Origin of the sequence: Micromonospora sp. WMMD558 (assembly GCF_049315255.1) — a bacterium.
Taxonomy (GTDB): Bacteria; Actinomycetota; Actinomycetes; order Mycobacteriales; family Micromonosporaceae; genus Micromonospora.
Genome location: NZ_CP186061.1, coordinates 3,679,419 through 3,698,546 on the forward strand (window position 1 = coordinate 3,679,419; position 19,128 = coordinate 3,698,546).

18 protein-coding genes are annotated in these 19,128 nt (G+C 71.2%); 10 read left to right on the forward strand and 8 right to left on the reverse strand.

Annotated features, from left to right (window positions below; genetic code table 11):
• The first annotated feature begins 49 nt into the window (after positions 1 to 49).
• Together ACN26Y_RS17760 and ACN26Y_RS17765 are read left to right on the forward strand one after the other, a co-directional pair.
• The gene (locus tag ACN26Y_RS17760) at positions 50 to 745 is read left to right on the forward strand and encodes an HAD family hydrolase (protein ID WP_422734949.1); all 696 of its coding nucleotides are present in this window, start codon (positions 50 to 52) and stop codon (positions 743 to 745) included.
• A gap of 17 nt (positions 746 to 762) precedes the next feature.
• The gene (locus ACN26Y_RS17765) at positions 763 to 1,518 is read left to right on the forward strand and encodes a DUF4184 family protein (RefSeq protein ID WP_155331336.1); all 756 of its coding nucleotides are present in this window, start codon (positions 763 to 765) and stop codon (positions 1,516 to 1,518) included.
• 386 nt (positions 1,519 to 1,904) lie between these two features.
• Here the strand turns inward: ACN26Y_RS17765 and ACN26Y_RS17770 are convergent, their stop codons facing one another.
• The 5 genes from ACN26Y_RS17770 to ACN26Y_RS17790 form a co-directional block, all read right to left on the reverse strand.
• Positions 1,905 to 2,174, reverse strand: a complete 270-nt coding sequence (locus ACN26Y_RS17770) for a hypothetical protein (RefSeq protein ID WP_155331337.1) — start codon at positions 2,172 to 2,174, stop codon at positions 1,905 to 1,907.
• A gap of 47 nt (positions 2,175 to 2,221) precedes the next feature.
• Complete coding sequence (locus ACN26Y_RS17775) at positions 2,222 to 2,653, reverse strand: hypothetical protein (protein WP_155331338.1); 432 nt, start codon at positions 2,651 to 2,653, stop codon at positions 2,222 to 2,224.
• Positions 2,654 to 2,824: 171 nt separating this feature from the next.
• Positions 2,825 to 3,529 (reverse strand): VOC family protein, encoded by a 705-nt coding sequence (locus ACN26Y_RS17780; RefSeq protein WP_422733051.1) that lies wholly within the window; start codon positions 3,527 to 3,529, stop codon positions 2,825 to 2,827.
• 171 nt (positions 3,530 to 3,700) lie between these two features.
• Positions 3,701 to 4,594 (reverse strand): endonuclease domain-containing protein, encoded by an 894-nt coding sequence (locus tag ACN26Y_RS17785; RefSeq protein ID WP_422733052.1) that lies wholly within the window; start codon positions 4,592 to 4,594, stop codon positions 3,701 to 3,703.
• Positions 4,595 to 4,757: 163 nt separating this feature from the next.
• On the reverse strand, positions 4,758 to 5,336 hold the full coding sequence (locus ACN26Y_RS17790) for a DsbA family protein (protein ID WP_422733053.1): 579 nt from the start codon (positions 5,334 to 5,336) through the stop codon (positions 4,758 to 4,760).
• A 235-nt stretch (positions 5,337 to 5,571) separates the two neighbouring features.
• Here ACN26Y_RS17790 and ACN26Y_RS17795 point away from each other — a divergent pair, with 235 nt between their 5' ends.
• The 6 genes from ACN26Y_RS17795 to ACN26Y_RS17820 all read left to right on the forward strand — a co-directional run bounded on the left by ACN26Y_RS17795 (position 5,572) and on the right by ACN26Y_RS17820 (position 11,811).
• Positions 5,572 to 6,858 carry an ABC transporter substrate-binding protein gene (locus ACN26Y_RS17795; RefSeq protein WP_155331342.1) on the forward strand — a complete coding sequence of 429 codons (1,287 nt, stop codon included), beginning with the start codon at positions 5,572 to 5,574 and terminating at the stop codon, positions 6,856 to 6,858.
• Positions 6,859 to 6,907: 49 nt separating this feature from the next.
• Positions 6,908 to 7,903 carry a carbohydrate ABC transporter permease gene (locus ACN26Y_RS17800; RefSeq protein WP_422733054.1) on the forward strand — a complete coding sequence of 332 codons (996 nt, stop codon included), beginning with the start codon at positions 6,908 to 6,910 and terminating at the stop codon, positions 7,901 to 7,903.
• 1 nt (position 7,904) lies between these two features.
• Complete coding sequence (locus tag ACN26Y_RS17805) at positions 7,905 to 8,738, forward strand: carbohydrate ABC transporter permease (RefSeq protein WP_155331344.1); 834 nt, start codon at positions 7,905 to 7,907, stop codon at positions 8,736 to 8,738.
• A 9-nt stretch (positions 8,739 to 8,747) separates the two neighbouring features.
• Positions 8,748 to 9,953 (forward strand): ABC transporter ATP-binding protein, encoded by a 1,206-nt coding sequence (locus tag ACN26Y_RS17810; RefSeq protein ID WP_155331345.1) that lies wholly within the window; start codon positions 8,748 to 8,750, stop codon positions 9,951 to 9,953.
• A 263-nt stretch (positions 9,954 to 10,216) separates the two neighbouring features.
• On the forward strand, positions 10,217 to 11,071 hold the full coding sequence (locus ACN26Y_RS17815; protein WP_422733055.1) for a hypothetical protein: 855 nt from the start codon (positions 10,217 to 10,219) through the stop codon (positions 11,069 to 11,071).
• A 164-nt stretch (positions 11,072 to 11,235) separates the two neighbouring features.
• The gene (locus ACN26Y_RS17820; RefSeq protein WP_422733056.1) at positions 11,236 to 11,811 is read left to right on the forward strand and encodes a hypothetical protein; all 576 of its coding nucleotides are present in this window, start codon (positions 11,236 to 11,238) and stop codon (positions 11,809 to 11,811) included.
• A gap of 18 nt (positions 11,812 to 11,829) precedes the next feature.
• Here ACN26Y_RS17820 and ACN26Y_RS17825 read toward each other — a convergent pair whose 3' ends face one another.
• Entirely contained in the window at positions 11,830 to 12,030 is a 201-nt protein-coding gene (locus ACN26Y_RS17825; RefSeq protein WP_422733057.1) for a DUF397 domain-containing protein, read from the reverse strand.
• Entirely contained in the window at positions 12,018 to 12,818 is an 801-nt protein-coding gene (locus ACN26Y_RS17830; RefSeq protein WP_422733058.1) for a helix-turn-helix domain-containing protein, read from the reverse strand. Before ACN26Y_RS17830 ends, ACN26Y_RS17825 begins: the two co-directional genes overlap by 13 nt.
• Before the next feature lie 404 nt (positions 12,819 to 13,222).
• Here ACN26Y_RS17830 and ACN26Y_RS17835 point away from each other — a divergent pair, with 404 nt between their 5' ends.
• Positions 13,223 to 13,570 (forward strand): hypothetical protein, encoded by a 348-nt coding sequence (locus tag ACN26Y_RS17835; protein WP_422734950.1) that lies wholly within the window; start codon positions 13,223 to 13,225, stop codon positions 13,568 to 13,570.
• 4 nt (positions 13,571 to 13,574) lie between these two features.
• On the opposite strand, the gene ACN26Y_RS17840 is transcribed toward ACN26Y_RS17835, so the two are convergent.
• Positions 13,575 to 14,684 carry a winged helix DNA-binding domain-containing protein gene (locus ACN26Y_RS17840; protein ID WP_422733059.1) on the reverse strand — a complete coding sequence of 370 codons (1,110 nt, stop codon included), beginning with the start codon at positions 14,682 to 14,684 and terminating at the stop codon, positions 13,575 to 13,577.
• A gap of 485 nt (positions 14,685 to 15,169) precedes the next feature.
• On the opposite strand from ACN26Y_RS17840, the gene ACN26Y_RS17845 reads away from it, so the two are divergent.
• The gene (locus ACN26Y_RS17845; RefSeq protein ID WP_422733060.1) at positions 15,170 to 19,099 is read left to right on the forward strand and encodes a Pls/PosA family non-ribosomal peptide synthetase; all 3,930 of its coding nucleotides are present in this window, start codon (positions 15,170 to 15,172) and stop codon (positions 19,097 to 19,099) included.
• Positions 19,100 to 19,128 lie beyond the last annotated feature (29 nt).

Sequence of the window (19,128 nt, forward strand, 5' to 3'; positions counted from 1 at the left end):
GTTGCCAGTACGGTGGCCGGGCGACGAAGGGGGCGACGTGACGGGTGACGTGGTGATCGAGCCGGGACGGGTACTGGTCTTCGACGCCGATGACACGCTCTGGGAGAACAATGTCCTGTTCGAGCGGGTCATCGACGACTTCCTGGCGTGGGTGGACCACCCGACGCTGGACCGCACCGAGGTCCGCGCCATCCTCGATGACATCGAGCGGGCCAACGCCGTGACGCACGGTTACGGCAGCAAGGTCTTCCTGCGCAGCCTGGGGGAGTGCTTCCAGCACCTGCGGGAGCGGCCGGCCACCGAGGCCGAGCAGCGGGAGATCGAGGACCTGGCGGTCGCCCTGGTCGAGCACCGGGTGGAGCTGATGCCCGGCGTGGCCGAGGCGCTGGACGAGCTGGCCGGCCGCCACGAGCTGCTGTTGCTCACCAAGGGCGAACGGGAGGAGCAGCAGCGCAAGCTCGACGCGTCCGACCTGCTGCACCACTTCCGGGCCGCGCACATCGTGCCGGAGAAGACCGTCGACACCTACCGGTGGCTGGCCAAGGAGCACGACTTCGACCCGGCCGACGCCTGGATGATCGGCAACTCCCCGAAGTCGGACATCCTGCCGGCCCGCGCGGCCGGGATGAACGCCGTGTTCATCCCCAACGAGAACACGTGGGTGCTGGAGCACGACGAACTGGACGCCAGCGACCCGAGTGTCCTGCACCTGGCCGCGTTTCCGGACCTGCTGCGGCACTTCTGACCCGGTAACCTCCCGGCGTGCCGCTGACGTTTCCGTCCCATCCGGCGGCGGTGCTGCCGCTGAAGCTCTGGCGACCCCGCTGGTTCGACGGGGTCGCCCTGGTCACCGGGGCGGTCTCGCCGGACGTGGCGTACCTGTTCACCGGCACCGCGTGGGATCTCCCACGGACGCACACGGCCGCCGGGCTGCTCTGGTGGTGCCTGCCGGTGGCCCTCGCGTACGCGTGGGTCTTCCGTCGTGCGGTGGCGGTGGTCGCCCCCCACCTGCCGGCCGGTTCCCGCTTCCGGTGGACGGACTACACCTCGCTGGCGGCGGTCCGGCATCCCTGGTGGATCACCGCCGGGTCGGCGCTGCTCGGCGCGATCAGCCACGTCGTGTGGGACCGGGTCACCCACACGAACTGGCTGGGGGCCCTCGGCGTCGACTGGTACAGCGCCACCGGCGTGCACTGGTGGACGGTGTCGGATCCGGCCAGCACACTGCTCGGCGCGGTGGTCACCGTCGGGGTCGCACGTCGGGTCGCGGACCGCCGTGACATGCTGACGGAGGCACCGTCGGCGGTGCCGGCCCGCCGGGCGGTGTTCGTCGCGGTGGCGGGGGTGGTCCTCGCCGTCGGGGTGGCGGTGGTGCCGCTGCTGCCGGCTGCGGAACACATCGCTCCGACCGGCGTACGGATGCTGCACGTGCTGGCGGGCGCCCTCCTCGCCGGCGGGGTCGCGGCGACCGTCGCCGGCCGCGCGCGTAGTGGTCGCCTCGACCGGAAACAGCGCTAGGTCGCAGTGGCGCGTTACGTCGACATGCCGCTTTTTCACCTTGGTATCAATCACGCTCCCACGGCCGGTGCGAACCTTGTTTGCGCTGCGAAAACGCGCCTAACCTGATCCGGCGCTCACGGCTCTTCGGGGTGAGTCGGAGCGCGTGCGGTCCGGTTGTGGGCACCGTGGAGCTGAGTGCAGGCGGGCCGGCTCGCTGTGGTGGGCCCGGCGTGGGCGGCGTGCCGCGCCCGCGCGTCCACCATGGCGATGTCCGCTACCACACCGGACGGCGGAGGGTCAGGGCCGGGTAGTTGCGGACCCGGTCCTGACCCATTTTCGATGCCCGCCGCCGACAGCTCGTCGAGGCAGTTGATGAGAGGCAGGGCGGGTCCGGCCGCCGGGCGTCAGCTGCCCGCGCCGCGGACGATCGCCACCGCCACCCGGCAGAACTCCTCCATGTCCGGGTTGAAGCCGGCCGCGATGTCGGGGTGCAGGCCGGCACGGGTCTCGTCCAGCAGCCGCTGGCAGACCTGCTCGACCGGCTCACCGGCGTAGCTGGCCCGCACCCGTTCGGTCGCGGCCTGCAACGCCGAGGTCAGCTGATCCTCCAGCGGGCCGCGCAGCTTCTCCTGCACCGCGTCGCGGGGATCCAGCGTGACGTGTGGTTCCGACATCGGCGCTCCCTTCCTCGGCGACCGCGGTACCCCACCGCGGCCGTCGGTCAAACCGCGGCCGGTACGGCCGCCACCCGTACCTGATATGAGAAGTTCTCCGCCGGTTCCTCCGTGTACGACAACTTCCGGATCTGCCGGTCGTCGTCGTAGAGGGCGACGTCCACCAGGACGCCGAGGTGGGCCAGGCCGATGCTGCCCACCCGCTTCTTGTCCTGGAGCACGGCGCACACCCCGCCGAGCAGGGTGCTCGCGTCGGAGGTGCGGTGCCCCGGCGGGCAACGCAGCACGAGGTCCACCTCGATCGGCCCGGACAGCGGGGTCCAGCCGGTGCGCTGGGCCGCCGTGCAGGCCGCCTGGAGCAGGGCGCGGACCCTCGTCGCCTGCCGATGCCCGGCGGCGAAGATGGACAGCGCCTCGGTCTTGACCGGTGGCAGGCCGCTCACCTCGAACGTCAGGGCGAGAGCGCGGGTGTCCTGCACGACGGCACCTCCTCGTTGGGGACGATCCTGCCCAACCGGGGCGGCGGCGGTGGGAGTTCCCGCGAGAACCAACCGATCGGGCGGGCCGGGGTCGGCCGAGGCGTGTCGACGTCGGTGGCGAACGCGCAGGTAAACGCTAGTCCACCCGATGGTCGCCGGGTAACCGTCCGCTCACTCGGTGGGACGGGGCGGGAAGGCGCAGAACTCGTTCCCCTCCGGGTCGGCCAGCACCCACCAGCGGGTCTGGTCGGTCGGCTCGCGCAGCAGCGTGGCACCGGCCCGGATCAGGGCGGTCGGCTCCGGGTCGACCAGGTCCACGTCCCAGTGCATCCGGTTCTTGACCGTCTTGCGCTCCGGCACCGGGTTGAAGATCCATTCGTCCCACGGGAAGCCGGTCGCGCCGATCAACGAGGCCGCGTCCCAGCCGGTCATCTCCACCTCGCCACCGAGCACGCCGGCCCACCAGCCGGCCAGTCGCTCCGGTTCGGCGCAGTCCACCACCAGCTCCATCGGCCCCGGCCGGGTGTCCGGCCGGCCGGCGAAGGCGCAGAACTCGTTGCCGTCCGGGTCGGCGAGCACCCACCACTCGATCTCCTCGTCCGGCTCGCGGACGATTCGCGCTCCGGCCGCGACCAGCGGCGCCGGGTCCGCGCCGGCCAGCCGCAGTTCCAGGTGTACGCGGGTCTTGCCGGTACGCGGCTCGCTCACCCGGTTGACCCAGATCGACTCGGCGCCGGAGCCTGCCGCCCGGGGATCAACGCGGGTGTCCCCGTCCCCGGCATCCACGACCTCCCCGTCGAGCACCCGCCCCCAGAATTCGCCGAGCACCTGGGCGTCGGCAGCATCGAGACACAGATCCTTGAACCGCGCGATCACGGCCCCATCATGCCGTCCCGGCCGCCCCGCCCCACCGCCGACCCCGACCCCGGCCCGGCCGCGCAACTTCAGGGAAAGTGCTGTCTCGTCCGCGCGGGAGGCAGCATCTTCCCCGAAGTTGACCCGTGTCCCTCGACGCGTGGACGTGTCCGTCCTTCGCTGGCGCGGGTCTCACCGTTTGCGGGTGCGGATGGCGTGGCGGACTTCGGCGAGGAAGCCGTCGAAGTCGGTCGCGAGGCGCTTCGAGGTCAGGTGCAGGACGATCCAGTCGTCACCGACCAGCCGGTTGAGCCGGCGGCGGTCCCGGTGGAGCTGTTCCGGGTCGTGGTGCCAGATGCCGTCGTACTCGATCGCGATCTTCCACTGCGGCCAGGCGAGGTCGAGTCGGGCGACGAAGGCGCCATCGCGTTCGACCACGAACTGGGTGGCCGGGGCGGGGAGGCCGGCCAGGACGAGCCGGACTCGCAGGCGGGACTCCGGGGGCGACTCCGCGCCCCCGTCGGTCAGTCCGGCGACCCGGAGCATCCGCTTCCAGCCGCGCTCACCCGTGTGCCGACGCGCCCGTTCGGTCAGCTGCCCGGCGTCGACGAGCCGGCGACGGACGAGTACGTCGACGAGGGCGACGGCATCCTCCACCCGGAGCCACTGCGCGAGATCCCAGCAGGTGCGTTCCGGCGTGGTGACCGGAACGCCGGCCCGGAGGACCACGTCGGTCCCGGGCAGGGTGGCGGTGTGCACGGCCAGGCCGCTCACCGGACCGAACCGCCGGCCGGCGGGCACCAGGACGTCGAGTGACTCGTGTGCCTCCACGCGGCCGGCTCCGAACAGGGCCGCGGCACTTCGCCCGGCGATCGCCGCACCGGGAGGGATCAACCACCGTGCCGCCGCCGCGCAGCGTGTCGGATGCGAGACGACGAGTCCGGCGTCGGCGTAGACGTCCTTGAAGAGTGGCCGCCATGCGGTGCTTCGCAGCTCAGCGCGGGTGAGCAGCCCTTGGGACACGACCTGGGACCCACGAAAGAGGCGCCCCTGCAGGCGCGCGGGCCGTCGAGGAGGAACCGGCATCCATCCACGGTGGACGACCCCCACCGCCCCCGTCTGCCCCTGTGGATAACCAGCACCCACGGCCTACCCGACGCTCGGCAGGGCAACTTCGGGGAAGATGCTGCCTCGGCGCGCGGCGAGGGGACATCTTCCCCGAAGTTGCGCGGATCCTGCCGGGGCGGGGTCAGTGGCGGGCGCGTTTCAGTTCGTGGAAGGTGGGCAGGCGCATCAGCGGGACGGTGCAGTCCCAGATGGTCAGGGCGTCATCGGTGCCGGGCACCTCGGTCAGGATCGGCCCGTGCAGGCCGCGCTCGGCGCCGGGCAGCATCAGCACCGGCGAGCCGGCGTCCGGGCCCACCGACGTGTACGCGAGCGCGTGCGACTCGCGTACCGCCGCGTCCCAGCGCTCGTCGTCGAGCGCCGCCGCCGCGCCGCCGAGCCCGGCCGCCTCGACGGCCGCGTCCACGATCGTCGGGTCCGGCCGGTTGCCGGCGTCGTGCGTGCGGGTGCCCAGCTCGGCGTAGAAGTGGCCCGCGTCGTCGTGCCGCCCCTCGGCGCGCAGCGCCTCCACCAGGCGCAACGCCCGGCTCGAGGCGGTCATCGCATCGGCGCGTTCCGGCGGCACGTTCCCCTCGTTGAGGAGGGCCAGGCTGAACGCCCGCCACTCGATGCGCAGGTTACGGGCGTCGGCGACGGCCACCAGCCAGCGGGACGTACGCCAGGTCCACGGGCAGGCGGGGTCGAAGAAGAAGGTGACGTCCATCGGGCGAGCGTACGGGCGCCCGTCCCGGCCCGCAGCGTGGTGATGTGCGCCACACCGGGACGGATCGTGGCGCTCCGGTTGCCGTCAGGTTTCGGAACTTCGCAGGTCGGGCAGTGTTCAGGCCACGAAACGCCCGGGGCGCGACGCATCTGTCCGGTCGGCGCCCCGTCCGTCTCGCCGTGCGCCGGGGCACGGAGCCTTCCCCCGGCTTTGGCCGAGAAGGAGGGGAGGGGTGATGAGCGACTCTGACCAGGCCCGACGGCGACGTCGACCCCGCGCCCGCGCGGTCGCCGCCGCCGCGGCGCTAACGTTGGTGGCGCCCATGGCCGCCTGCGGGACCGGCGGTGACGGCGGTACGCCCACGATCAACCTGTACTACCCGCCCGAGCAGAACCTGCAGAAGGTCGTCGACGACTGCAACGCCCAGGCGCAGGGCCGGTACAACATCGTCTACCGGGTGCTGCCCCGGCAGGCCGACGAGCAACGGGTGCAGATGGTCCGCCGGCTCGCCGCCGAGGACACCGGCATGGACGTCCTCGGCCTCGACGTCACCTGGACCCAGGAGTTCGCCAGCGCGGACTGGATCCTGGAGTGGACCGGCGAGAACCGGGCCGAGGCCGAGCAGGGCACCCTGGAGGGCCCGCTGGAGACCGCCCGGTACGAGGGCCGGCTCTACGCGGCGCCGAAGAACACCAACGTGCAGCTGCTCTGGTACCGCAAGGACCTGATGCCCGGGCCGCCGGCGACGTGGAACCAGATGATCGTCGCCGCCCAGGAGCTGAAGAACCAGGGCAAGCCGTACCAGGTGCTCACCATGGGCGCCCAGTACGAGGGCCTGGTGGTGCTCTTCAACACGCTCGTCGAGAGCGCCGGCGGGCGGATCCTCAACGACGACGGCACCGAGGCGGTGATGGACGAGGGGGCGGTGCGAGCCCTCGCCCAGCTGCAGCGCTTCGCCACGTCGGGCGTGACGTCGCCGTCGTTCAGCAACGCCACCGAGGACCCGGTCCGGCTGGAGTTCCAGTCCGGCGCCGGGGCGTTCCAGCTGAACTGGCCGTTCGTCTACCCGGCGCTACAGGAGGCGGACCCGGAGCTGGCCAGGCAGGTCGGCTGGGCGCGGGTGCCGGGCATCGAGCCGGGCACCCCGAGCAAGGTCACGATCGGCGGCGTGAACCTGGCCGTCAGCGCCTACTCGGAGCACCCGGAGGAGGCGTTCGACGCCGCCACGTGCATCCGCAACGAGAAGAACCAGAAGTTCTCCGCGATCAACGACGGTGTCCCGCCGACCATCGAGAGCATCTACGACGACCCGGAGATGACCGAGGCGTACCCGATGAAGGAGACGATCCTCGAGGAGCTGAAGGAGCCGGCGGTGCGGCCGCTGACCCCGGCGTACCAGAGCATCTCCACGGTGATGTCGGCGATCCTCTCGCCGCCGTCGGCGATCGACCCGGTTGCGACCGCGGACGAACTGCGCGACGCCATCTCCGACGCGCTGGAATCGAAGGGGGTCCTGCCGTGAGCGAGTGCACCCGTTACGCGGTCGACTCCGGCCGCCGGGAGGTGACGGCATGAGCATCAACGCGACGCCGGCGGGGGCGGACGTCTCCGCCGACGAGACCGCCACCCGCACCGGGCGGCACGCGGCCGTGCCCGCCCAGCGGGCCGGCCGCCGCAAGGCCCCGCTGAGCGAGAACAAGCGCGCCGAGCGCAAGCTCGGCTGGCTGCTCTGCGCGCCGGCCGCGCTGGTCATGGTGCTGGTGACGGCGTACCCGATCCTCTACTCGGTCTGGCTGTCGATGCAGCGCTTCGACCTGCGCTTCCCCGACCAGCGCGAGTTCATCGGGCTGGAGAACTACGTGACCGTGCTTACCAACGATTTCTGGTGGACGGCGTTCGGCGTCACCGTGCTGATCACCGTCGTCACGGTCGCCGTCGAGCTGGTGCTCGGCATGGGGCTGGCGCTGATCATGCACCGGACGCTGGTCGGCCGGGGGATCGTCCGGACCGCGGCGCTGATCCCGTACGGCATCGTCACGGTCGTCGCCGCGTTCTCCTGGCGGTACGCGTGGACGCCCGGCACCGGCTACCTGGCGAACCTGTTCAGCGAGGGCGCGCCGCTGACCGAGCGGGCCAGCTCACTGGCGATCATCATGCTCGCCGAGATCTGGAAGACCACGCCGTTCATGGCGCTGCTGCTGATGGCCGGCCTGGCCCTGGTGCCGGAGGACCTGCTCAAGGCATCCTCCACCGACGGTGCGACGGCCTGGCAGCGGTTCACCAAGGTGATGCTGCCGGTCATGAAGCCGGCGATCCTGGTCGCCCTGCTGTTCCGCACGTTGGACGCGTTCCGGGTCTTCGACAACATCTACGTCCTGACGTCCGGGGCGAACGAGACGTCGTCGGTGTCGATGATCGCCTACAACAACCTGATCCGGGGTCTGAACCTCGGCATCGGGTCCACGATGTCGGTGCTGATCTTCATCACCGTGGCGATCATCGCCTTCATCTTCGTGAAGCTGTTCGGTACCGCTGCCCCCGGCAGCGACGACGGGGAGAGGCGTTGACATGGCGGACACCACCACCAAGGCCAAGCTGCGCTGGGGACTGCTCGACGTCCTCGTGGTCGTCTTCGCGCTGATCCCGGTGCTGTGGATCGCGTCGCTGTCGTTCAAGACCCCGGCCACGCTCACCGACGGGAAGTTCATCCCGCGCGAGTGGACGCTGGACAACTACCGGACGATCTTCCAGACCGACCAGTTCGTCCGTGCCCTGGTCAACTCGATCGGCATCGCCCTGATCGCCACCCTGATCGCGGTCGTGCTCGGTGCGATGGCCGCGTACGCGATCTCCAGGCTGGATTTCCCCGGCAAGAAGCTGCTCGTCGGCGTGTCGCTGCTGATCGCGATGTTCCCGCAGGTGTCGCTGGTGTCGCCGCTGTTCGAGATCGAGCGGCAGCTCGGCCTCTTCGACACCTGGCCCGGCCTGATCCTGCCGTACATCACGTTCGCCCTGCCGCTGGCCATCTACACGCTGTCGGCGTTCTTCAAGCAGATCCCGTGGGACCTGGAGAAGGCGGCGAAGATGGACGGCGCCACGCAGGGCCAGGCGTTCCGCCGGGTCATCGCGCCGCTGGCCGCGCCGGGGCTGTTCACCACGGCGATCCTGGTCTTCATCTTCTGCTGGAACGACTTCCTGTTCGCCATCACGCTGACCTCCACCGAACGGGCCCGTACGGTGCCGGTCGCGCTGTCGTTCTTCACCGGCGAGTCACAGTTCGAGGATCCCACCGGGGCGATCTGCGCCGCCGCCGTGGTGATCACCATTCCGATCATCCTGTTCGTGCTCTTCTTCCAGCGCCGCATCGTCTCCGGCCTGACCTCCGGCGCAGTCAAGGGATAGGTGGTAGTCGTGGCTGACATCGTGCTCGACAAGGTGAGCAAGAAGTTCCCGGACGGCACCGTCGCGGTGGCCGACGTCGACCTGGAGATCGCCGACGGCGAGTTCGTCATCCTGGTGGGACCGTCCGGCTGCGGGAAGTCCACCACCCTCAACATGATCGCGGGCCTGGAGGACATCAGCTCCGGCGAGCTGCGCATCGGCGGCCAGCGGGTCAACGACAAGGCCCCCCGGGATCGGGACATCGCGATGGTGTTCCAGTCCTACGCCCTCTACCCGAACATGACCGTCCGGGAGAACATGGCGTTCCCGCTCCGCCTGCAGAAGCTGGACAAGGAGACCATCAACCAGAAGGTCGAGGAGGCGGCGAAGGTCCTGGAGCTGACCCCGCTGCTGGACCGCAAGCCGGCCAACCTCTCCGGGGGCCAGCGGCAGCGGGTGGCGATGGGGCGGGCGATCGTCCGCCAGCCCAAGGCGTTCCTCATGGACGAGCCACTGTCCAACCTCGACGCCAAGCTGCGGGTGCAGATGCGGACCGTCGTGTCCCGCCTGCAGAAGCAGCTCGGCACCACGACCGTGTACGTGACCCACGACCAGACCGAGGCGATGACCCTCGGCGACCGGGTGGTCATCATGCGGGGCGGCGCCGTGCAGCAGGTCGGCCCGCCGCAGGAGCTGTACGACCACCCGCGCAACCTCTTCGTCGCCGGGTTCATCGGCTCGCCGGCCATGAACTTCCTGCACGCGGCCGTGCAGGACGGCTCGCTGCGGACGGCGCTCGGCGACGTGCCGCTCGGCGACCGGGTCCGCCGCCAGCTCGACGACGCGGACGCCCCGCGCGAGCTGATCCTCGGCATCCGGCCCGAGCACTTCGAGGACGCGGCGCTGGTCGACGACGACACCCGCCGCCGGGGCATGGAGTTCGAGGCGCCGGTGGAGATCGTCGAGTCGATGGGCTCCGACAAGTACGTCTACTTCGGCGTCGAGGGGGAGCGGGCCAGCGCCGCCGAGCTGGAGGAGCTGGCCGCCGACGCCGGCGCCGACTTCACCGGCGGGGGCGCGAGCCTGGTCACCCGGCTGTCGGCCGAGTCGGCCGTACGCGAGGGGGAGAACCACCGGGTCTGGTTCAACCTGGAGAAGATCCACCTGTTCGACCCGAACACCGGGCGCAACCTGACCCTGCACGAGGGCCGGGCGGCGGGCGCGCTGGCCGACTGAGCGGGAGGGGTTGGATCCGTCGAACGGATGGCCGGCTGTCCGCGTCTCCGAATGGGGGTGACAGCTGGCCATCCGTCGTGTTCCCGAACCGGCGGAAGGCAACCCCCTGACCCTGGACGCCTCCGCGCGATCCTGCGGCCGGGCCGCCGCGTCGCTGATCAACAAGTTGACACAGATCGATGTATGTGAGCTCATGGCGGCTACCGACGATTGGAGTGGCGACCATGAGACGCGGACTGGCCCTGTCCATTGCGGTCCTTCTAATGAGCACCGGCGCCGCCGTCACGACGACCGGTGTCGCCGCCGCCGCGGCCGAGGTGCCGGCGCCTCCGGTGATCACCATTGCCGGTCCGGCGACGCCCCGCCCGGCTCCGGCGGTGATGTCGACGGCGGCGGTGAGTGCGAAGATCCACCATTACAACATCTGCAACGCGAAGCGGGAGGCGTGCACGATCGAGCAGGCCGCCACCGCACGGGACGTCCTCGTCTGGATGGCGGTGGCAGACGGGGCCTGGTTCATCTCCGTCAACGAGATCTGTGTGACCTCGTTCCGGACGCTGGCGGATCGGTTGAACAGCGCCGGCACCTTCGTGGTCAGCAAGCAACGGGAGACCAACTGCGGGAATCAGGAGTTCGGCAACGCGATCTTCCATCCCGGCGGGGTCCGCCAGGACGGGCGGGCCTGGTTCCTGTCCAACCCGGGCAAGACCTGCACCGACGCGGAAACGGAATGCCGCACCATGCTGTGCCTGAAACTCGGCACCTACGCGGGCCCCATGGGGCAGTGCACCTCGCACCTCGGCGCCGGAAAGGAAAGCGACACCATTCACCAGGCCGCCGAGTACATCTGGAACGCGACGGCCTGGATGGAGCCGGGACGCCGATTCTCCCTGGCCGGCGACTTCAACCTGACCCGGGACAAGCTGCCGGGCGCGTACGGCAACATGGTGGACCTGGTCCTCGGGGACACGTTCCCGACCCGTCCGAAGACGAACCGGCAGATCGACTACATCTTCGTGCAGGCGTTCGGCAGCCACACCTACAAGAGCGCGTACTGCCCCACCGACGCCAGCGACCACTGCTACACCTCCGGCCAGTGGCGCCCCCTCGACACGTGATCGTGATGCGGGGTGCTTGACCACGTCGCCGAGATGGTGGCTCCCGCTGGCGCTGGCCGACTGACCGGAGGGGCCGGATCCGGACGGCTCGCTGTCGCTCACCCGACCGCGGGGAGACAGCGAGCCATCCCGATCCGGCAGGGCCGCGCGTCTACCGCGTCGGCGTGACCGTACTCGTCGGAGGCCTTGTCACGCTCGCCGTCACCTGCGTGGTCCAGATCCTCGTCGTGCCCTGGGTCCAGGGTCGCGGGCGCCGCCGGGAGAGGTGGGAGAAGGACGTCACCGAGCTCCTCGTCGTGTTCGAGGAGGAGGTTCCGGCAGCCCAGTACATGCAGGCCGTGAAGGAGGCCCACGGCGAGGCGGTCGCCGCCGACGACCTCATGGCCAAGGTGCGCCTGCTCGTCGAGCGGGTGGCGCTCGTCCGGCGCGAGGCGTTGTACTGGGACCGTCTCCGCACCGATGTGTTGATGTTGGAGGGCGAGGTCGACCGGCTGCGCCCGTTCGCCGCCCTGCACGACAAGGTCAGTGACGAAGAGTTCCGCAGCCGCCTCCCGGCGGTGGAGAAGGCGCTTGTTGTCGTTCTGGAGAATTTCCAGATCGTGAGCGGCCCGATGTGGCCACCTCCCACGCGCGCGCTCGGACGGCGCTGGCCGGCGGACCGGCCGCCGGGCCGGATTCCGAAACAACTGGACACGCCAGATCGCAGGCGCAGGACCGCGCTGCGCCGCATCGTGCGGTGACGCCGCGACGAATGCGGATCAGCCCAGTGGGCCAACCCGCTTCGCCAGATCCACGAAGGACTGCCACGACGACGGGCTGAAGGTGAGGGTGCCGCCGTCGCGGTCCTTGGTGTCGCGCACCAGCACGACGCCCGGCAGGTTGTCGGCCACCTCGACGCACGCTCCGCCGTTGCCGCCGGACCTGCTCGACTTGCGCCACCGGGGGATCAGTACATCCATGACTTGGCCGCTTCCTTGATTCGCTCGATCGACTTCCGGCGGGGGAGCGCCTCGTTGCGAACGATCTCCCACGTCTTGGCAAGCTTAGCGACATCCGCCGGGGCATCGACGATCTGCGCCTTGAGCTGGTTGTCGGCGTACGCCACCCGGGTGCCGTCGGGCAGTTCGGCGATGATGAACTGGCCGGCCAGCCCCAGGTACATCCCGGCATCCGGTGGCACCACGTGCAGTTGGACGTGCTCCCGCGCCGCCAGCTCCACCAGCCGCTCGCACTGCTCCAGCATCAGCCCCGGCTGGTCGACCACCGGCCGGCGCAGCACCGACTCGTCCACCACCGCGATGAGCTGCGGCGGCTCGTCGCGGTCCAGGATCGCCTGCCGGTCCAGCCGGGACGCCACGTTCCGGTCGACCTCCTCGGCGGTGAACCGGCCGCCGCTGAGCGTCGCGCGAGCGTACCGTTCGGTCTGCAGCAGGCCGGGGAGGTAGGCCAGCTCGAACCAGCGCAGCGTGTTCGCCTCCCGCTCGAACTCGATCCACTCCCGCAGCCAGGGTGGCGCGGTGTCGAGCTGGCCCAGGTCGCGCAGCATCCGGGTGAACCGCTCCCCGGTCCGGTGGGTGTTGTCGACGGCCGCCATGTACTCCTTCGTGGGCGCCCGGCCGCCGGTCTCGACCGAGCTGACGTGCGAGCCCGAGTACCCGATGCCCCGGCCGAAGTCCTCCTGACTGAGCCCGAGGCCGGCCCGGAACAGGCGCAGCTCGCTGATGATGTACCCGGCAGCGGTCCCCATCGATTCCTCAACTCCTGCTCGTCCTCGTCGACATGTCCCCCGTGCCTGCTCAACCGCTGCCCTGACCTGCACGGATGGCGGGAGCACGTATCGACCGTAGCGGTGTCCTCAGCAGACTGTCACTACGCGGACCCGCTTCGGTACCGAGAGGTGGACGGGGCGGGTCCTGCGGCCGGCCGCTCTGCTTCCCCCAGGGCAGAGCGGCCTCCTTCCACCACCGAGGAGGTCGATGTGCGTACCCGCTGGTTCCGCTGCCGCGACGATGACCCGCCGGCGCTGCCGCGACGAGTGCGGCGCGCGAACCTGCCGGCGTGGATGACGGAGCCGACCGCCGCCCACCCCCGGGCCGGCCGCGCCGGCTGGTTGACCCCGGCCCAGCGGTGGCGGGCGAACGGGGGCCGGTGGTGAGCTTCACCGACCTGCCGCAGCCGAGGCTCGGGCCGTACCCGGAGCACCCCCGCTACCGCACCGAGCGCGTGCCGCCGCACACCCCGCTGCGGCCGGTGTGGGCGTGCCGGGCGTGTGGCCAGCCGTGGCCGTGCGCCGAGGCCCGCCTCCTGCTCAAGGCCGAGTTCGACGGGCGGTACCCGACCCTGTCGATCTACCTCGCCGGCCTGCTGTACGAGGCGATGCACGACCTCTACCACCTGAACCCGCACGACGGGCCGCGCCCGCGCGACCTGTTCGACCGCTTCGTGGGCTGGGGCCCGTTCCGCAGACCCATGGTGCGCCCGCCCTCGCTGCCCGGATGAGATGTCATCCGGACCAGACGAGACGCAGTGACCGGTCGAGGAAGGTGGCGTAGCGGGCCAGGGCCCGCTCCACCCGTGCCCGGACCCGGTCGTCCAAGGGGGCGAGCGGTGCGACGGTCACCGTCACCCGGGCCTTGTCGATCGTTCGCTTCCAGGTGCCCACCACCCGGCCGCCACGCACGACGGTGGCCTGGAAGACGCCGTTACCGCCGGGCACGATCGCGTTCGTGTGCGCGGGATCGACCATGAGTGAGCGGTCCCGGTAGCCCAGCAGGTACTCGTCGAAGCCGGGCAGCACCAGCAGGTCGTCCACCGGGCGGGGAGCGGTGTCGAGCAGGACCGGATCGACCATCGCCGTCTCGCCGTCGACCAGCACCGGAGCGACCGCGTCGCCGGCGGCGGCGAAGCCCCGGCGGGCGTCGGTGAGCGTCAGCCCCGTCCAGCCGGCGAACTCCCGGGCGGTGACCGGGCCGTGGGAGCGGACGTACCGGTGGGCGAGCGTCGCCAGGGCCTCGTCCCGCTCCGGCCGGTGCTGCGCCGGCGCCCACTCGTCGAGCAGGACGAAGGTCTGCTCGGCGCCGACGTTCGGGGCGAGACAGGTGACGCCCGTCAAGCTCGCGTGCGACAGCAGGTGGTAGCCGCGCTGCCCGGTGGTGCCGATGCCCGCCGCCTCCAGCGTCGCCAGGCACTGCGCGCGGGTCAGCCGGCCGCCGCCAACCAGCGCGCCCCCGAGCACCGCCACCGCCCGCTCGGCCTCGACCTCGGTGAGGCCGAGTTGCGCGCGGCGGGTGGCCTCGGCGGTCCGGACCCGGACGCCGGTCAGCTCCAGCATCCAGCGGGCGTCCCGGGCCGGGACGAGGTGGAGGGTGCCCCGCATCGGCCACGTGCGCAGCGCCTCCCGGCGTTCCAGCGCGGCGTGCACGTCGCTGTGCCGCAGCTCGGGCAGCCGGACGCCCAGGGACCACATGCCGCTCGCCAGGTCCTGGGCCTGCATCGCGCCGAACCACTCGACCACCTCGCCGACCGTCCGGAGGTGGACGGTCGGGTGCGGGCGTAGCAGCAGGCTGCTCATCCGCAGCGCGAGCGCGGCCTGTGCGGTCAGCTCCACGGCCATGGGGCTCCTCGGTCAGGGGGTCTGTACCACCCTAGGACCACCCCACTTGCCCGGAACCCGCCGGCCGGCCTCAGCCCCGCCGGCTCCGCGAAACGCTGATTGTGGCGTCAATCAGCTTTTCGCCGACCCGGGATGAGAGTGTCTGCTACCTTCATGTTGCTCTGCCGGCCTTACGGCGGATTTTCACCTTTCGTGAGTTATGCGCCGTGGTCTCCATGCCTGCCGGCACTCCTGCGTCACCTCCCCGGGTGACCCGCCGAGTCCGGCACGGTCGTGGCTGCACGGCACATGTGTTCGAGACGTGTTCGGCGCAGGAGGTTGGCAGTTCCGTGCAGCAGTTCGGGTCCCTCGGCACGTCAAGGTCAACTGAGCGACCGGAGCGTCCCCCGGAGGCGGACGTCCGCCTCGTGGGCTCGGCGACCGGGTACTCGGCGAGCGGGCAGCCGGACGGGCCCGCGGTCGCCGGCACGCGTCGGCTGCACCACGTGTTCGAATCCGCGTGCGATCGAACACCGGCGGCCGTCGCGCTCGAGTGCGGCAGCGCGTCGTTGACCTACCGCGAGTTGGACGAGCGCGCCAACCGGCTCGCCCACCGGCTGCGGGCCCTCGGCGTCGCGAGCGGCTCCCGGGTGGCCATCCTGCTGCAACGCTCGGTCGCGACGTACGTGGCGTTGCTGGGCGTGGGGAAGGCCGGCGCCGCGTTCGTACCGATCGACCCCGAGTCCCCGGCCGACCGGGTCGCCTACATCGCCGAGGACTCCGATGTCGACCTGGTGTTGACCTCCTCGGCGCTCGCCGACCGGGTGGGGGACCGGCGCGCTCTCGTCCTCGACCAGTACGTCGCCGAGGTCGCCTCGGCGCCGAGCGATCGGCCGGACCTCAGCCGCGACGGCGTACCTGACCCCACCGCCTACGTGATCTACACCTCCGGCTCCAGCGGCCGGCCCAAGGGGGTCGAGGTCGCGCAGTCGAGCATCTGCAACTTCCTGGACGTGGTGCCCGGCGTGTACGACGTACGGCCGAGCGACCGGGTCTACCAGGGCATGACGATCGCCTTCGACTTCGCGATCGAAGAGATCTGGCCGACCTGGTCGGTCGGCGCGACGCTGGTGGCCGGGCCGAACGACTCCCGCCGCCTCGGCGCCGAGCTCGCGGACTTCCTGGACGAGGCGCGCATCACCGTTCTCTACTGCGTACCCACGCTGCTGGCCACGATCCCCCGGGACCTGCCCCGGATCCGGAACCTGCTCGTCGGCGGGGAGGCGTGCCCGGGACAACTGGTCGAGCGGTGGAGCAGGCCGGGCCGGCGAATTCTCAACACCTACGGTCCGACCGAGGCCACGGTCACCGCCACCTGGGGCGAACTGCTGCCCGGACGGACGGTCACCATCGGACGGCCCCTGCCGACCTACTCGGCGGTGCTGCTGGACGAGGAGCGGCGGCCGGTCGCCGACGGCGAGGTCGGCGAGATCTGCATCGGCGGCCCGGGGGTGGCTCGCGGGTACGTCGGTCGCCCGGAACTGACCGCCGACCGGTTCATCGAGCATCCCTTGGCGCCGCCCGGCAGCCGCCTCTACCGCACCGGTGACCTGGGGCGGATCACCGAGGACGGTGAGATCGAGTACCTCGGCCGGGCGGATTCCGAGGTCAAGATCCGCGGCCATCGGGTGGACCTGGGCGAGATCGAGAGCGTGCTGCTGGAGGACGTCGGGGTGGCCGAGGCCGTGGCCGCGCTCGTGCCGGTCGCCGACGGCCCGGACGCCCCCCGCGAGCTGGCCGCCTACGTCGTTCCGCTCGACGGTGACGAGCGCGGCTGGGAGGAACTGACCGGCCGGCTCTGCCAGACCCTCCAGACCCGGCTTCCCGGCTACATGGTCCCGTCCTTCCTGGACGTCGTCACCGCGCTGCCGACCATGCCGAGCGGAAAGGTCGACCGGAAGCGGCTGCCCGCGCCGTGCCGCCGCCTCACCCGCACGACCGGCCCGGTCGTCGCGGCCGCCGGCGGGCTGGAGGAGCAGGTACGTGCGGCCTGGGCGGAGGCGTTCGGCATCGAGCCCGAGACGCTCTCGGTCGAGGCGGACTTCTTCACCGATCTCGGCGGGCACTCGCTGCTCGCGGCGCGGGTCGTGTCGCTGCTGCGCGCCCGCAACGTCGGCGTGAGCCCAGCAGTCCGGGACCTGTACGCCCACCCGACCGTACGCGGCATGGCAGCTCGTCTCGGCGCGGCCGAGCGGGCTGGCGGGACGACCGCACCACCCCGTCCCGAACCGCTGCGGCACCCCAGCCGGCGGATCGCCGTGGCCGGGTTCGGCCAGGGGGCGGTGATCTACCTGCTGTTGCTGGCCGTCACGCTGCCCGTCTCCTACGTCTACACCCGCAACGACGGCTTCGTGTCGGCCCGCGTCCTCGCCGAGCTGATGGTCGCGATCCTGCTCAGCTACCTCGGCGTGCGCTGGGTGCTGCCGGTGCTGCTGGCCCGGCCGTTGGCCGCGGGCATCCGGCCGGGCCGGTACCGGTTGTGGGGGCCGACCTACGTCCGGCTCTGGGCGTTGAACACGCTGCTGGCGATCGGGCCGCTGACCGTCCTGAGCGGTTCTCCCCTGATGGCGACCTACCTGCGGCTGCTCGGTGCCCGAGTCGGCCACCGGACCATCATCGCCACCAGCGCGATCAGCCTGCCGACCCTGGTCACCGTCGGGCCGGGCGCCTCGATCGGGTACGGCGTGTCGGTACGCCCGTGGCGGGCGGAGGACGGGTGGGTCGTGGTCGCGCCGATCACGATCGGATCGGGTGCCTTCGTCGGCGCGAACGCGGTCCTCGAACCTGGCGCCACGGTCGGGGCGTACGCCGGCCTCGGCGAGCAGTCCGTCCTCGTCCACGGCGAGACGGTGCCGCCCGGAGCCCGCTGGGCCGGGTCACCGCCGGCCCCGACCACCCGGCTCGCCCCCACCGTCGAATCCATGCTCAGCTACCGCCCCCTGCGCCATGGCTGGCGCCTGCACCACGTCGCAGCCGGTCTGATCGGGCTGATCGGCCTGGAACTCGGGACGATCGCGATGGTGCTGCCCAGCGTGGCGCTGGTCTGGTGGGTGCTGCTGACCCGGGGCCTGCTCGCCGGCCTGGTCGCGACCATTCCGGCCGGCATCGTCTACGTGCTGACCGTATGTGCGCTGGTCGCCGCCGGCAAGCGCCTGGTGCTGCGACGGGTGCCGGTCGGCGTCCACCATCAGGTGCACTCGATGCTGGGCGTGCGCAAGTGGGTGGCCGACAAGCTGCTCGAAGCCAGCCTGACGTTCACGAACTCGCTGTACGCGACCCTCTACACCGGACCCTGGCTGCGACTGCTCGGTGCCAAGGTCGGTCCCGGGGCCGAGGTCTCCACCGCCGCGCACCTGGACCCGGACCTGCTCACCCTGGGATCGGACAGCTTCGTCGCGGACATGGCGAGCCTCGGCGCCGCGACGTTCGCCAACGGTCGGGTGGCGTTCCTGCCCACCACGATCGGCGACCGGGCCTTCGTCGGGAACGCCGCGTTCGTGCCGGCCGGCACGGTGCTGGGCGACGGCTCCCTGATCGGCGTCAGCACCCTGCCGCCCGACGCCGGTGTCCCGGAGGGCACCTCCTGGCTGGGCTCACCGGCGATGCACCTGCCGGTGCGCCAGAGCAGCGGAACCTTCTCCGAGGAGCAGACGTTCCGCCCGCCGCGCAGGGTGGTGGCCCACCGGCTGTTGGTCGAGTTCTTCCGCGCCACCCTGCCCGCGGCGGTGCTCGGGGCCAGCTTCTACCTGTATCTCTGGGCGCTCTCCTGGCTCGCCAACGGCCGCGACCTGCTCGTCCCGGCGCTGGTGTCACCCTTTGTCGCGATGCTGTCGAGCATCGCGGTGATCGCCTTCTGCGCGGCGACCAAGCGCAACGTCATCGGCACCTACCGCCCCCGCGTGGAACCACTCTGGAGCGGCTTCGTCCGCCGCACCGAGTTCGTCACCGGCCTCTTCGAGGCGGCGGCGGTCCCCGCCGGCGTCGGTCTCCTGGTCGGCACGCCGTTCCTGCCACCGGTGCTGCGCTGGTTCGGGGTCCAGGTCGGCAGACGCACCTGGATCGGGACCACCTACCTCACCGAGTTCGACCTGGTCGAGATCGGTGACGACGCGACCGTGGGCACCGAGGTGTCCCTGCAGACCCACCTGTTCGAGGACCGGGTGATGAAGATGTCGGTGGTCACCGTCGGTCCCGGCGCCACCATCGGCACGCGGGCGATCGTCCTCTACGACTCCGTGGTCGGCGACGACGTCTTCCTGGGCTCGCTCTCGCTGCTGATGAAGGGCGAGCACCTCATTGCCGGCACCCGATGGCGGGGGATCCCCGCCCAAGGGGTGCTCACTCGGGAACCCGCCGCTGCGCAACGGGCGGCCTGACACCCGTACGGCCGCGAGCGCACCGCCCG

Coding starts and splice junctions, on each gene's coding strand:
- ACN26Y_RS17770 (WP_155331337.1), bottom strand. CDS start 2,174: ATGTCGGAACCACACGTCACGCTGGATCCCCGCGACGCGGTGCAGGAG.
- ACN26Y_RS17785 (WP_422733052.1), bottom strand. CDS start 4,594: ATGCCGGTTCCTCCTCGACGGCCCGCGCGCCTGCAGGGGCGCCTCTTT.
- ACN26Y_RS17790 (WP_422733053.1), bottom strand. CDS start 5,336: ATGGACGTCACCTTCTTCTTCGACCCCGCCTGCCCGTGGACCTGGCGT.
- ACN26Y_RS17795 (WP_155331342.1), top strand. CDS start 5,572: ATGAGCGACTCTGACCAGGCCCGACGGCGACGTCGACCCCGCGCCCGC.
- ACN26Y_RS17800 (WP_422733054.1), top strand. CDS start 6,908: ATGAGCATCAACGCGACGCCGGCGGGGGCGGACGTCTCCGCCGACGAG.
- ACN26Y_RS17805 (WP_155331344.1), top strand. CDS start 7,905: ATGGCGGACACCACCACCAAGGCCAAGCTGCGCTGGGGACTGCTCGAC.
- ACN26Y_RS17815 (WP_422733055.1), top strand. CDS start 10,217: ATGAGCACCGGCGCCGCCGTCACGACGACCGGTGTCGCCGCCGCCGCG.
- ACN26Y_RS17825 (WP_422733057.1), bottom strand. CDS start 12,030: ATGGATGTACTGATCCCCCGGTGGCGCAAGTCGAGCAGGTCCGGCGGC.
- ACN26Y_RS17830 (WP_422733058.1), bottom strand. CDS start 12,818: ATGGGGACCGCTGCCGGGTACATCATCAGCGAGCTGCGCCTGTTCCGG.
- ACN26Y_RS17840 (WP_422733059.1), bottom strand. CDS start 14,684: ATGGCCGTGGAGCTGACCGCACAGGCCGCGCTCGCGCTGCGGATGAGC.